The sequence below is a fragment of the Aliiglaciecola sp. 2_MG-2023 genome, assembly GCF_030548145.1.
GTDB classification, from domain to species: Bacteria; Pseudomonadota; Gammaproteobacteria; order Enterobacterales; family Alteromonadaceae; genus Aliiglaciecola; species Aliiglaciecola lipolytica_A.
Genome location: NZ_JAUORY010000025.1, coordinates 1 through 13,032, shown reverse-complemented (window position 1 = coordinate 13,032; position 13,032 = coordinate 1). Strand labels below are relative to the sequence as shown.

The 13,032-nt window shown below is 39.4% G+C and carries 15 protein-coding genes and 1 pseudogene; 2 read left to right on the top strand and 14 right to left on the bottom strand.

Annotated features, from left to right (window positions below; all coding sequences use genetic code 11):
• Window positions 1-144: 144 nt before the first annotated feature.
• Complete coding sequence (locus Q4567_RS18895) at window positions 145-1,128, top strand: GGDEF domain-containing protein (protein ID WP_303501647.1); 984 nt, start codon at window positions 145-147, stop codon at window positions 1,126-1,128.
• A gap of 57 nt (window positions 1,129-1,185) precedes the next feature.
• Window positions 1,186-1,284: pseudogene (locus tag Q4567_RS18890) on the top strand (sugar dehydrogenase); the annotation flags it as partial.
• A 112-nt stretch (window positions 1,285-1,396) separates the two neighbouring features.
• Here the strand turns inward: Q4567_RS18890 and Q4567_RS18885 are convergent.
• From Q4567_RS18885 to Q4567_RS18820, 14 genes are all read right to left on the bottom strand, one after another.
• A complete protein-coding gene (locus tag Q4567_RS18885; protein WP_303501645.1) occupies window positions 1,397-2,065 on the bottom strand; it encodes a sulfotransferase family protein in 669 nt (222 codons plus the stop codon).
• Window positions 2,066-2,443: 378 nt separating this feature from the next.
• Window positions 2,444-2,878 carry a hypothetical protein gene (locus Q4567_RS18880; RefSeq protein WP_216047680.1) on the bottom strand — a complete coding sequence of 145 codons (435 nt, stop codon included), beginning with the start codon at window positions 2,876-2,878 and terminating at the stop codon, window positions 2,444-2,446.
• Between the two features lie 291 nt (window positions 2,879-3,169).
• Window positions 3,170-3,664 carry an AAA family ATPase gene (locus tag Q4567_RS18875; RefSeq protein WP_303501643.1) on the bottom strand — a complete coding sequence of 165 codons (495 nt, stop codon included), beginning with the start codon at window positions 3,662-3,664 and terminating at the stop codon, window positions 3,170-3,172.
• 115 nt (window positions 3,665-3,779) lie between these two features.
• On the bottom strand, window positions 3,780-4,355 hold the full coding sequence (locus Q4567_RS18870; RefSeq protein ID WP_303501641.1) for a YdeI family protein: 576 nt from the start codon (window positions 4,353-4,355) through the stop codon (window positions 3,780-3,782).
• A gap of 122 nt (window positions 4,356-4,477) precedes the next feature.
• Window positions 4,478-4,990 (bottom strand): hypothetical protein, encoded by a 513-nt coding sequence (locus tag Q4567_RS18865; protein WP_216047677.1) that lies wholly within the window; start codon window positions 4,988-4,990, stop codon window positions 4,478-4,480.
• A gap of 157 nt (window positions 4,991-5,147) precedes the next feature.
• Complete coding sequence (locus Q4567_RS18860; RefSeq protein WP_303501639.1) at window positions 5,148-5,567, bottom strand: GFA family protein; 420 nt, start codon at window positions 5,565-5,567, stop codon at window positions 5,148-5,150.
• 216 nt (window positions 5,568-5,783) lie between these two features.
• Complete coding sequence (locus Q4567_RS18855; protein WP_216047675.1) at window positions 5,784-5,996, bottom strand: cysteine-rich CWC family protein; 213 nt, start codon at window positions 5,994-5,996, stop codon at window positions 5,784-5,786.
• 177 nt (window positions 5,997-6,173) lie between these two features.
• Window positions 6,174-7,085, bottom strand: coding sequence for a DMT family transporter (locus Q4567_RS18850; RefSeq protein WP_303501637.1), 912 nt, complete (start codon window positions 7,083-7,085; stop codon window positions 6,174-6,176).
• 912 nt (window positions 7,086-7,997) lie between these two features.
• Window positions 7,998-8,240 carry a hypothetical protein gene (locus tag Q4567_RS18845; protein ID WP_216047673.1) on the bottom strand — a complete coding sequence of 81 codons (243 nt, stop codon included), beginning with the start codon at window positions 8,238-8,240 and terminating at the stop codon, window positions 7,998-8,000.
• A 90-nt stretch (window positions 8,241-8,330) separates the two neighbouring features.
• The gene (locus tag Q4567_RS18840) at window positions 8,331-8,687 is read right to left on the bottom strand and encodes a hypothetical protein (protein WP_303501635.1); all 357 of its coding nucleotides are present in this window, start codon (window positions 8,685-8,687) and stop codon (window positions 8,331-8,333) included.
• A gap of 75 nt (window positions 8,688-8,762) precedes the next feature.
• Entirely contained in the window at window positions 8,763-9,161 is a 399-nt protein-coding gene (locus tag Q4567_RS18835) for a DUF6228 family protein (protein WP_303501633.1), read from the bottom strand.
• A gap of 84 nt (window positions 9,162-9,245) precedes the next feature.
• Window positions 9,246-9,587: a DUF6694 family lipoprotein gene (locus tag Q4567_RS18830; RefSeq protein WP_216047670.1), complete on the bottom strand. Its 342-nt coding sequence runs from the start codon at window positions 9,585-9,587 to the stop codon at window positions 9,246-9,248.
• Window positions 9,588-9,862: 275 nt separating this feature from the next.
• Window positions 9,863-10,744: an alpha/beta fold hydrolase gene (locus Q4567_RS18825; RefSeq protein WP_303501631.1), complete on the bottom strand. Its 882-nt coding sequence runs from the start codon at window positions 10,742-10,744 to the stop codon at window positions 9,863-9,865.
• 540 nt (window positions 10,745-11,284) lie between these two features.
• Window positions 11,285-12,595, bottom strand: a complete 1,311-nt coding sequence (locus Q4567_RS18820; RefSeq protein WP_303501629.1) for an aminotransferase class V-fold PLP-dependent enzyme — start codon at window positions 12,593-12,595, stop codon at window positions 11,285-11,287.
• Window positions 12,596-13,032 lie beyond the last annotated feature (437 nt).

Here is a 13,032-nt window from a genome sequence, read left to right as displayed (position 1 = left end):
GAATTTTAACCCTTACCCCACTCACGATTTCTTTTAAAATCAAACTAGGTTGATTATATCCAAAATAACAAATATTAAAATTTTCATGCTTGTAAACCCTGCAAACTGATAGGCATAATCTGTGGTTTTACTGCGAGTAAGCTTATGATTAATCAGCTACAGCAAAAATATCAACTGTCATTATTGTTGTTACTGGCTACTGTAGCAATATTGGGGGTTTTTCCATTTGCGGTGATTCGTTATTTTGAAGGCAATGTTACCGCTGCAGTCATAGATATGGCTCTGGTACTGGGTATGATCGCCTTTGTTGCCTATGCGTTTTACTCTAAAAAAATCCGCATGGTAAGCGCGGTGTTAGCCGTATTTATTAATGCCGGTGTTGTAGCCATTGTGAGAGCAAATGGGATTGATAGCTTTTTATGGGTTTACCCTGTGTTCGCAAGTACGTTTATGCTGCTAAAACCTGTTGAAGCCTTTGGCGTTAATTTAGTTGCAGGCGCATCTATCGTGGCACTATCTGACATTTTAGCCACTGTTTCACTCGACTCTTATATTGTCACCATTTTGATGCTGTCACTAAGTACCTTTGTGTATGCCAGTCATAGTGCGAAACAATTTCGTTTACTCGAAACCCTGAATACGGTTGATGCGCTAACCGGTGCATTTAATCGCAGAGCCATGAGCGCAGATATAAAAGCAGCCATTTCAAATTCAGAGCGCACTGGTGCCAAGCCATTATTGGTGATCCTAGATTTAGATTACTTCAAGACGGTGAACGATAAATACGGTCATGCAGTTGGCGACGAAGTTTTAAAAAGTTTTGTTGCTATTACCAGAACCCACATTCGTCAATATGATCGGCTTTATCGGTTCGGCGGAGAAGAGTTTGTGTTACTAATTTCACAAATAAATGATCAACATCATACTTTTATTAACAACCTCAGACAGGCAATTAAGAATGCGTTAAAAACCCCAGATGGCAAAGAAATAACAGTGTCCTTTGGTGTCGCGTCTTGGCTACCTGATTCCACGGAAGACACTTGGTTGCAGCGCGCAGATGAAGCCCTTTATATAGCTAAAAGTGAAGGTCGTGATCGCGCAGTGTTCAGCGACGAATGCAGTGGATAACGGCGAATTCACAATAGATAAGCAGTAAAGCAACTTGATGTATGTTTGCACTAAACAATCGCCAAAACAGTTAACTTTTTACTAGGTGATGAAACCAGTTGGGTTACTGGTGCAATTTGGGATGTTGATGGCGGAGTGATAGCAGGGAAAAACTAAGATAATCAGGTAACCAATCAAACATTGGTTACCTGTATTTACTAAAAGTAACATAACAGCCTATTACTGTTTTTAGCAGATTAAGTAGGTGGAATTGTTTGTCACTTCAAGATCAATCTTTATGCACTGCATGGCCGGCCGCAACCATTGCCTCTTCATCCCCAGTGCTGGCAAGCAAATTTTCTAATACCTGTTTAGTCTCATCTCGACGGTTTATACGAGGAAACTCAGTGTCTGGTACTGGAATATCGAGGAAATTACAAAGTGGTTCCCAGCCTTCACTTACCTTGTATACAAGCAACCGTTCTGGAGCAATATAGTCAATAATTTCAGCTGTGCGATTATTGAAAAAATCGATCATGTATTTTCTATCATCCATGCGGTTTTCCATGATATCCCAAACCGTTTTTTGTACCATTTCCCCAAACGGACTATTTTTAATGAAACCGGCAAAGGCACTCGAATGAATAGTCTCACTGGTAGATTCAAACCATTTGTCTGCGTCACGAACGGTCAAGATAACTTTCCCTTGAGGGTAATAGTCAGCAAGTTCTTTCCAATAATTACATCCCGGATTATCAACGGTTGCAGTATATCCATTGAAAATTTTGTCCCAGTCGGCATTTCCTTCAGCCGCATTGATCCAATCTGTTGCAGTTTTAGGATTCTTTAGTACTTCAGTCATATGGTAGCACTGCCCAAGACCCAAGGTTTCAAGTGCCACTTTTAACGACGCAGTACCAGTTCTGCCCATACCAGCACCAATTATTTTTATTGTCATATTTCAACTTTCCTTATTCACGTATTTACATCCGTATTTGCTTCACAATCCAGTAGGCTAAAACTAGCGCCCAATGCAGCAAAGCTAAGGGCTGATGTTCGCAGCACTTATTTGACAATCGGCCACTTGACCTCATTATCACGATTTTTCAGCTATAACTGGCAGCACAATAGCACTGTACAAAAATCAACCGACAGACTAAGCCAAACTGGCAGAAAAGTGCAACTATTGTTAAATATCTGTTTGAACAGCTGTTGATGAACTCATCTGATATGAATGTATATAAGCGAAGTAAATTTGAAAAAGCGGCACGCTAATAACAAAGCGAAAAAGTATTCGTTAATTCACTGAATTGCAGAATCGGCACAAAACTACGCACTACCGCCACAATCGCTTTGTACCCAGCAAATAATAAACACCATAGACACAGCAAACGCTTGAACTAACTAACCAAAAAGCGATTGAGTTTTGATGAACCACTGGATCTGATGTCACAAAAGGCAGTAGCAAACCAGCAATACCACGAATCAAATATACAGCAGTGATTAACACTAAGGATGTTTTTAAAAGCGGTAATTTAAAGACTAAACCAGCGCCAGAGAAAGCGTAAAGCCCCCAAACGAAAAGAATGGAAGCAATAACTAAGGTAGCAATTGTGGGATACGTGTCTCCCGCAGCTGCCATTTGGGCCATTCTTTCACCTGCACCAAAAAAACGATACCAATCAGGCCCGCCAAAGATACAAGCAAGATGCAACAGCGCTGCGAAAAAGCTTAAGCAGCCTGCAATAATGAGTAAGTTATTTCTTTGCATTTGAAATCCTTTTTGCATATGCCTCGAAGCTAAACAGTTTAAGTTTAGGTATGGATAGTTAAAACATGTACTAAAACACAACTCAGCCACCGTGGCATAAGTAATTACCGGTTGAGAATCTACGGTTCTAACTTCTGGCAATGCAATATTAATAGATAGCGAGACGCTCTCTTCTGTGCCAAAGGAAATATCCTCATGAAGCACTTTTAGCAAGGCGAGTTATTATCATAGTACTGTCATAATCAAAATGAAAACCATGATTAAATCTTATTAAAGGCAATGTGTTAGCTGTTACTTTTCGCGACGTTGGTCGTTCGACACATACATTGTTTTTTTCCCTTGGAAGTCTGTAAATAACTTTTCATGGGCCGCTTTCGAAAAGCTATCTGTACGAACAGTATATTGCGAAATCCAATTGATTAGCATTTCTAAATTCTTATCTTGCGCTTCTTTGGACTCATATTTATGCGGCTCCCATGGACGGTTTTTTGCATTTTCGATGCAAGCAGAGACGGGTAAATTGAGAAAAATCACTTCATCCGCTTGTTGAGTTACCAGTGCTAGCAAATCCGAATAACAACCTTCAATAACCCAACCACTATTCGCAACTAAAAATTCATTTATCAATTTACTGGATTCTAAAATAGGCAGTCGCTCTGGTGGCATAATAGGTTTCCACGCCACGGTATCAAGATCTAAATGGGCTAAATGATTACTCAACGCTAATTGTTTTGCTAAAGTTGACTTACCAGAGCCTGAATTACCAAAGATTACGAATTTACTCAAAGCTTTTCCCTTAGTGTATAAAGCCATGTTAAACGGCTAATTATAGTTGCTTAAAATCATCGGCGAAGCGAACGCAGTTATTTGTTTTGTGTCTGTTTCAGCTGCCCAATGCAACTCAAAGAGGCTTTTCCTTCTGGGCAAGCATCGTCATGTATTTGTGAAATCGTCTTTGTCTAGTTTCGGCTTTCTTCGCACTTGTTAGGCCATAGGCGATAACATAACGATTTGATTTATTAAGGGTTTCAAAAAACGCTTTGGCGATAGGCTGATGTTCTAGTGCAGCTATAAAATCTTCCGGCACTTCCATTTCACTTGCCACATACGCATTCTCCCAACGCCCATCAGCTTTGGCAGCACGAACATGGACCAGCCCAGGTTCCATCATTCGACCTTCGTTTATCAGTCGTTCAACATGCTCAGTGTTCCTTTTAGACCAATTGCTTCGAGGGGTTCTGGGCGTGATTCGCTGAAGGTAAGATTGCCCATCAATTGATTTTTTGACACCGTCAATCCAACCCCAACATAAAATTTCCATGACCACATCGTTCCAAGTAACACTCTGAATTCCGCTGTTTTTCTTGAATATATTTACCCACAACTCACTTTCAGTTGCGTGCTTCAAGTGTAGCCACTGGCGGAGTTCTTGCGGGCTAGCAAATGACATGATTTTCAATGCGTCTGGTTCAGCCATTTAAGTAAATTCTGTTGAGCATAATACTGGGTTTATCGATACAAACTTATTGCCTAAACGTGACCACGAATCAGGCCCAATGCGCCATTTTCCGTTTGGCTGCACTTGATTGATTTGGTATATCACAATTGATAGGTCACTCTCATTTCATTCAATTTAAAGGACGACTCAATGCCATTAAAATTTGTTCCACTAAAACTTAATTTAATAGTGACATCATCCGTACCCGTTATAACGTTGTAACCTGGGTTTCCTAACGAAATATTCAAAGCTTTCTCAACTTGTTTGAAAGGTTGTTCGATAAATATTTCATTATTTATGGTCAGCTCTGAAGCGTTAAATTTATTATTTATAATCACTGGCATGTCGTAGTAATGATGGGAGAATATCTGCCCAATCACAATTTCCCGCAATTGATTTCGAGAAATCAAAAGTCCAATGTTTTTACCGTAGAACAAAAATTCCCTATGTTTATTTATTCTAAAAGAACCATTGGGCTCCCCTAAAACTTCAATGACCTTATCTTTAGACGAAAGCCATTTTGCACCTAAGAATCCTTTATCGATATCAATGTTTAACTCTGTTGCGCTGGAAAATAAAGCCACAAATAAAAGTAAAAAAAACGAAGTTTTCACTAAAGTCTCCCAGATATAAAACGCGATCTATTAGCATGCAAAGCTATAGTTACGCAAAAAGCACATTGAAGCAAAGCAAGCTTTTGCTAAAACTTACGCAGAGTTTCCTAAACTTGCTTAACATGGTGAGGTAACAGCTACGCAAATTGTTATGTCTTTAATTGTCAGATTGCCCCGGCAATTTTTCGAAGCTCGTAACATTACTCAAATTTGTTACCCAATTTGCGCAACTACCCACAAATATTTTAGCGGTAGGAAAAATTGCAACAGGGCCATCAAGACTACCTGCAGGAACGACTATGCTATCAATTTCTTGACTAATCGTTGGGACCGCCGAACCACAAATTTTACAGAAACTCTTCTGATGTAATGTATTTGGGTGTTGATAACTGACAACTTCGTTTTCACCTTGTAGCCAAGTTAGCGTGCTGGATTTAGCAAACAGGTTGGCTGCATGGGCAGAACCTGTATCCTTCTGACAGCGGCTGCAATAACATAAAAAGAACGACTGGAATTCACCGCAAAGCTCATACTTTACGCTACCGCAAAGACAAGAGCCGTTATGTTTGTTGCTCATCAATACCTCCTTATTTTCGATAACACAGTACTCAGTAATAAAAAGCAGCTGTTAGCATGCCTTACAAAGCTTAATTTACTTTAGACTTTCTGGATGAGTGCTGCCAGCAAGTTTTCTCTGCAAACACGATATGGCTCTTTATTACTTTCACTTTGTTAACAACAGTTAATTCGTCGCTTTTCAACATTCGGAGATTTCAAAATACAACTTGTCTTGCTAGTGCTCGTCTTTATGCTTAAGTGCACAAGCTTTGCAGATACAGGCTTTATTTATAGCAGCATCTACCAGCTGGGTGAATAGCTTTTCTGGAAAGCGAATATCCTCCTCCATGCACCAACAGGGCTTATTGCTATTTGATAAATTAGCGCAATAATTCGGTTTATTACATAACGGGCAATTTTCAGGGCTTACATATTGATCTTTAGTCATAATCAGCCCAAGAATATGCGTCCCAACGCGCGAAAGAAATCAACAGAATGTCCTTGTTATGCATCATATTATTTGTCGTTAGCCCATGAGTTTAAATCATCTGGAATACTATAACGTTATCCAATATTGAAATTATCTTTACTACTGCGCATCGCGAATAGCGGTTGCACACTAGGGTTAATTGCTTTCGTGGATAGCGTGTGTGCGACGCTTACCTCGCCAGATAATAAAAAGACCGGACATAACAATTAATATAGAGCCGAGCAGTATCGCAGGTGTCAGTACTTCACCAAACAGCAAAATGCCCATGGCTATACCAAACAGAAGTCGGACGTACCTAAAAGGGGTCACAGCGGATACTTCCCCTGTTTTCATGGCTTTCATCAAACAAGAATAAGCTAGCGCACCGACCACGATGCAGCCCACAAGAGCCAGTGATGCTTCGCTTTGAGGAACAACAAAAGGTGCATCGGCCCAAACGGAGTATAGTAACCCAGACACGGCTACCGACAAGAATCCATAGAGACCAAGCAGTGATGTTCCAATAGTCACAGGGGCAGCCCTACTAGCGAGATCACGACCAGCAAAACCGATCATTCCGATTATCGCAAGCAAAGATAACTCAGAGAATCCATCAGTACCGGGTTGAACGATTATTATCACCCCTAGAAGCCCCATAATAATGGCTAACCATCGGTGCCAACCCACTTTTTCACCAAATATCATTGCAGCACCGGCAACCACAACAAGAGGTGTTGCTTGTAAGATTACCGTAGCCGTAGATAGTGGAATTAAAACGATGGCAAGTACGTAAAAAATACGTCCGGTTATCTCGAAGCCTACGCGTATTAACATTGAGCGCGATAAAACGTCTGGGATAAAAAGAGGTTCACGTTTAATGTAAAGCATCCCCATATAAATCAACATGCCACCCAGACCGAACAGGATAAGCACCTCGCCAATTGGAAGCGTTTTGGTCGCCACTTTAACAAATGCGTCCTCAATAGCGAATGCGCCCATAGCCGCAACCATCCAAAGACTACCGATCAGGTTTTGCCGATTTATTTCGGTATATATAGTGCTCTCCAAGACCGCTTGTCTCCAAAGTAATTCGTTGTTAAAAGGCTTAAATTTCAATTCGTTTGCGAAAAAGTATAATTTTCTATGAAGATCGCTCTCAAATTGGCCGACTGACATAGCTCGGCCTTAGAAATTGATACTGATAGTTAGTGTGTCTGCGCTGACGTCAATTTATGCAGGACTGCTAAAGACTTGTCACAAAATCACTAAGTGTAGACTAATACATGCTAGCTATAAGACTGAACGAAGTGACGGGTGCAAGCCGATGCAATTGTTAGATGACCTATTTATCCAACCAACACAACTCATATACAAGTATTCCATTACTGATGAATTTAAGTTTATGCACTTTACTATAATCGTCCTTAGGTTGAGGTTCTACACCTATTTGTAACGTAACTGTACTTTTGGAGATTATTTCATCATTCATTATAACTATCGCTTTAGATAATGAATAAAGTCTCCTGGAAAGCATAATAAATCACCCCATAAAGGTTTATCGCTATCTGGAGTTCCTTGTCGTCAAGTTCTGCCAAATCTTTTTGTAAAAACCCTATGTTTGTTAATGGCGAACCGACACCTCGCAATTGGGTTTTAAAATAAACGTTTCGTCGATGTATGGAATGTGGAGATTAGGATTTTTAGTCGCAATTTCAATTACATATGAAACAGAAACAATAATTTGGGTACTTTCATGAAGCATAGATACCGCAGGATGAGATACATCCAAAGCTTGCTTGACGTTTTGACTTTAATAATTGGATAAATTGGATAAGTATCGACGGTACAAGGGTAGTATTCACTATACTCGTCAAGAGTAAAAATAATATAGAGATAAGAAACGTTGTTTTCAAAATCATCTCAAGATTTAATAAATTGCCGAAACAAATAGTAGAAGCAAAAAGAGTAATGTCTTTTGGTTTAAAAATTATAAACTAAGCAAAAAATCAGAAAAAATAGAGTAAAGAAAATAAAACCTTTTTTATAACCGCGATTTCTTACTTTTATCCAAAACTCTTTTTGTGCTTTTTGCTCAGCATGACTTAACAAATGTTCACAGTGAGGACACCTATTCCCAAGATACATAATTAACTGACATTTTGGACATTTTGCAGAAGGTGAAAACTCTGCCATTCCCATGATGGTTGGTTTCTCAGACTTCATTATATCTTTGCCACATAGGGCCCCACAATTTTAAGATAAGCTTGCTGGCAGTATTTATTGGAAATAGGCTGCATGCCGCCAATATTAGGCCTAGGGAACAAGTTTATTGGTTTTGCCTTTACGCCCAAAATAAATACCACCTAATCCACCTGCATAAATTAAAAATTGTTCTATACCTAAAACAGCAAAATAGTACCAACCTTGCTCATCAAGTAAGGCATTGCGCATTTGTATATCTTGCCACAAGGATATAAGACCTATCGAGTACAAAGCACCAACAAAAATGAATATTGCACTCAGCCACCATCGAATAAAACTAACTGTAATAGCGACTATAAAAATTCCAACGCCAGTGAAAAGTATCTCTATAAGACTTGGCATTTTATCCGAAACTTCGGCAAATGCAGGAAATGGTAGAATTGTTGCTAATGGAAAAAGATATTTCATGCTACCCCTAACCCTCACAATGACGGGTAAAACCGCATGCGTTTCCCGCTGATAAGCAAAGCATATTTGATACTTTTATTGAGTCGGAACATGATTGAAAAAACGATCAGCTTGGGTCGCTAAATGTGGCAATTGTCCGAAATCAACTAAGATACTTGACCTTAATTGCCACTCTTCTGGATGTCCAAGCATATCTTTTAGCTGGAAAGAAAAACAAACCTCTCCAACAGATGAGCAAATTGCAGAGAGACTAAACTGACTTTCTATGGACCCCCATTTACGAGCTGATTTCCATGGTTTGTTAAATGCAGCCAACTCATTTAAAAAATTTAGCAGCCCCTTTTCATCTGTATATGTGCAAACGCGAACGGATGCACAAGCAACTCCAGATGAATGGACGATAAAATAATCATGCTCAGGATGAGTGAACCTGAGCGAGTTAGCTGAAACTGATGAATCTATCGAAAATTCCATCTTCCCTTGAGCACCTAATGTTTTAAAACACAAAAAGATTGGTATCTAAGCGGCGGAGGCAACCAATGTTTTGCCTTATTATAGTTATTTTGAAAACAAACTAACTTTTGTTGGTGAGGATTTTGCCAACTCTAATACTTCGTTGTAATTTAACCCGTCAATTTTTTTACCAATAATGAAATAGTTGATTTCGTTAGTCATTGTAGGGTCTCCCTCTATGTCATAAAAACTTTTGACATCTGAAAACTGTATCGCCATCAAAGCCATTAGAAACTCAACTTCCTCTGCACGTTTTAGACGTTTGCTTACGTACAAAATTCCCTGCTTCGTTGATTCAATTGTTGAGCCATCAAATACATAATCTCTTTTTATGCTTGCGCAGCCGCTAACAATAATAATGAGTACAGCACAAAAAATATGTTTCATCGAATCTCCTTATAAATATTGTAACTTCCCTTGAGCCTACTTTTTTAGGTGTTGATATCTAATTTACTTGGTTGCGCTATATGCCTACACCCGATGGTTTATCAATAACACCTAAAAAGAGCGCTGTGAGAATAAACATAACATACTTTTTATCGGTCTCGAAATGCACAGAAAACTTGTTGATTTGAGCACGAGCGCCTCGTAAGTGAAGTGATTTACAATTCAAAACAACACACTAAGGACTTAACTTAGTGTGTTGGTGTTGCGGGTTAAAATCATAAATTCGATTTAAGAAACAACTCAATTTGACTGAGCATCCACTCAGGTTCGTCAGCCATCACGAAGTGCTTAGCGGTTGGGGCATAGGCCATGTGCTTAAATTCTTCCGGAATATTAGCCAGTTGCGTGACGTAATTGTTTTTTGTAGCAGCATAACTTACATAAGGCGCTGCTTGTGCCGGTGCGCCAATTGTAAGCACGGGGCGTTCTATTTCATTGAGCTTATCTCTGAGATCTAATTGCATCAATTCACCGAATGCCTGTCCCGATGTCATTGGGTCTGAAGTCATCATCTCATTTAGCATTTGTGAGTGCCAAGCTTCATTATTCGCCATCGATTTGACCATGATTTTAGGATCAAATGAACGTGGTGTTTCGCCACTTGGTGCTTGCTGATTAGCAAGTAAAGCCCCAAGTGCTGGTAGTCCATCAACATTCACAATTGCTGATATTTGAGGATGTTTTTCTGTTGCCAACCACAAAGCTAAAGTTCCGCCAAGAGAGTGACCGACAATCACAACGTCTTCTAATTTATTTGTGCGGATATAGTCTAAAATCGCATTCTTTTGAAATTCAAGATAGTTAGCGCCAACGGTTTCTGGTGCGGCGGCTTTTACCCCGGAAAATCCAGCTAAAGTAAGGGCATGAAGTTGATAACGATCAGAAAAGTGCTCAATGGTATCTGTCCATACAGCAGCGGAAGAAGAGACCCCAGGAATCAAAATGATAGGCTTACCCGCTCCGGATACCACTGCATTAAATGCTTCATATTGATGAGTAATTTTAACTGTCGGTTTGCTGCTTTGTGCGCTGACATAGCCTGAACTAACTGAGCTAATTAAACATAGTGATAAAGCCAAAATTTTCGTTATTTTCATTGTTGTTCCCCAAATTTGTTTGAGGTTTAACTTTATCCCTATAGCAAAAATTAGGTCAGTGTGTTTTGTCATTCATTCACGATGACAAATGTCACTAATTTTTGAGACACCCATTCTTTTACCATGACCCCCATCATTTTCTTACTGAGACACCCATAGCATTTTCTTACTGAGACACCCATAGTAATAAGCCCTCATTCTCTGGTTTATTCAGAACGGTAGAATCATGTGAATATTGTTAATTTGGGTTTTGAATTTAAAATTTTCGGAGGTTTTTGAATTGCTATGTCTTTATTAAGATATATATCAGATTTAACGCATATTATTGGCAGCAAGAACTGCCCACCTTGCAGGACTATTTGGATAGTACTTATTAAGACACCCATTATTACCAAAATAAAAAACAATATGTACACTTTGAAAATAAAGCGCCTTCAGAGGTGATATAGAGGTAAAGCACTTTGTTAATTTTTATATAAATCTACTGCGTAATAAAAATTACTAAAGATGGGTGTCTTCTTTATTTTTAAAAGAAGTTTTTCATCCCATAGCACTAATTTCAGCTAAGGCTGTTTCAATTTCTTGTTCATTATTAAGTAATGAAGGTGCAAATCGGGCGTAGCTTTTCCGATAAGGAGTACTACTCATGATTATGCCTTTTTTATGCATTCTTTTTACTACTGTTTCAGGATCTATTCCATCTACGTCAAAGCAGACTAAACCCGATGAAAGCGCGCTACTCTCAGGTGTATACAAGGTAACATGAGGCATTTTTGCTAGTCCGACTTTGGTTTGCTGGTTTAATTGATGGATGCGGTTTTGTACATTTTCTTTGCCTAATTGCAAATGCAATTTAAAGGCCTCGGGTAACGCCCAGCGGTGCTCAAACGAGTGGAAACCACCCGGTGACATGTGTTCGCCCACTGGCACATTTCCTGGTTTCACCAATCCCATCCAAACATCGTACGATGCACTAAAGCTAGGAATAACCGCTTCAGCCTGATCCCAAGCTTTATCGTTACCCCAAATAACACCAGTTCCTCTAGGACCAAAAATCCATTTATGCGTACCAGCAATGAAAAAATCACAGCCAAGTTCGCTCACATCTTGATTTTCAATCCCAAATCCATGAACTCCGTCCACACAAAATAAGATTTGTTGAGCTGACTTACGCGTTTTATTAATTCGAGCAATCTCATCGGCCATTTCTCGTATAGGGAGTTTAACGCCGGTCGACGAATGAACCCATGTGGCGGCAAAAACTCGGGTGTTAACATTTATTGCTTCTTTTAAGCGGGCAACAACTTCCTTAACATTCACTTTTGCTGGATTATCATAAAGAGCAATACGCTGGATTTTAATACCGCTTCGATTCGCCCTATGAACCAATGACATATCCGTTGAATAATGATCATGAACTGTTTGCAAAATTTCTTCACCGGATTGTAACTTTAATCCACTGTAAACCATGGCAAGCCCCATAGTGGTACTGTCGGTTAGGGCGATATTCTCCCCTTTACCGCCCATATATTGAGCCGCACTATTTGAAATTTCACTATCGATAGTTAGGAAGTTTTCGTGCCAGTAATCAGAAGGGTTTTCATCAAAAGCTCGTCGATGTTTTTCGATAGCATCAGCTACAGGCTTTGGGTGCGAAGCCAACAAAAAAGTCGATAACTGTATGTAGTCGTGAGTCAGTGGAAACAATTTTCGCAATGCACGCCAATCACCGGTTCGAACTGTTGAAACCCCCATATCAGTGCTTGAAGAATGTGCTAGCACAGCTCCAGGGGCCAACATACTCGCTCCAATCCCAAAACCTAAACTATTCAAAAATTCCCGTCGTTGCATCTCTATCTCCTTTTTAATTTAGATAATATTTTCGATCTTGAATTTAAATAAACGAAAGCAACTAGTTGGGTTAAGTGCAATGACAACTAATATCGTTAAAAATCTCATATTAAGGGAAATTAAGTATAGTCCATTTTTGACATAGCGACTTTAATGGGTAACACAGTGAAAACACGTGCATTAAACCTTTGCTAATGTGCAAGAGTGACGTATTACTTTATCGATTTATTGGCAGTTTGAAGCATCAAAATTGCGTCAATGCCCCAACCTCAAGTAACTATTAAGAAGTGTCTATTAAGACACCCAAAATAAAGTGCCTAATGCCGATTAAGACATCCAAATTATTAAGTCCCTTTAATCCAAACCAATTCAGAGCGAAAAAGTGATGTGAATATGGCGCTTTTGGGCTTTGATAAGAAAGTGGGGGGAAGTTTGGA

Bases quoted from the DNA above. Each gene is read 5' to 3' on its own strand.
- Q4567_RS18895 (WP_303501647.1), top strand. From the start codon at position 145: ATGATTAATCAGCTACAGCAAAAATATCAACTGTCATTATTGTTGTTA.
- Q4567_RS18845 (WP_216047673.1), bottom strand. From the start codon at position 8,240: ATGAAGTCTGAGAAACCAACCATCATGGGAATGGCAGAGTTTTCACCT.
- Q4567_RS18855 (WP_216047675.1), bottom strand. From the start codon at position 5,996: ATGACTAAAGATCAATATGTAAGCCCTGAAAATTGCCCGTTATGTAAT.
- Q4567_RS18870 (WP_303501641.1), bottom strand. From the start codon at position 4,355: ATGGCTGAACCAGACGCATTGAAAATCATGTCATTTGCTAGCCCGCAA.
- Q4567_RS18825 (WP_303501631.1), bottom strand. From the start codon at position 10,744: ATGAAAATAACGAAAATTTTGGCTTTATCACTATGTTTAATTAGCTCA.
- Q4567_RS18885 (WP_303501645.1), bottom strand. From the start codon at position 2,065: ATGACAATAAAAATAATTGGTGCTGGTATGGGCAGAACTGGTACTGCG.
- Q4567_RS18840 (WP_303501635.1), bottom strand. From the start codon at position 8,687: ATGAAATATCTTTTTCCATTAGCAACAATTCTACCATTTCCTGCATTT.
- Q4567_RS18880 (WP_216047680.1), bottom strand. From the start codon at position 2,878: ATGCAAAGAAATAACTTACTCATTATTGCAGGCTGCTTAAGCTTTTTC.
- Q4567_RS18860 (WP_303501639.1), bottom strand. From the start codon at position 5,567: ATGAGCAACAAACATAACGGCTCTTGTCTTTGCGGTAGCGTAAAGTAT.
- Q4567_RS18830 (WP_216047670.1), bottom strand. From the start codon at position 9,587: ATGAAACATATTTTTTGTGCTGTACTCATTATTATTGTTAGCGGCTGC.
- Q4567_RS18835 (WP_303501633.1), bottom strand. From the start codon at position 9,161: ATGGAATTTTCGATAGATTCATCAGTTTCAGCTAACTCGCTCAGGTTC.
- Q4567_RS18820 (WP_303501629.1), bottom strand. From the start codon at position 12,595: ATGCAACGACGGGAATTTTTGAATAGTTTAGGTTTTGGGATTGGAGCG.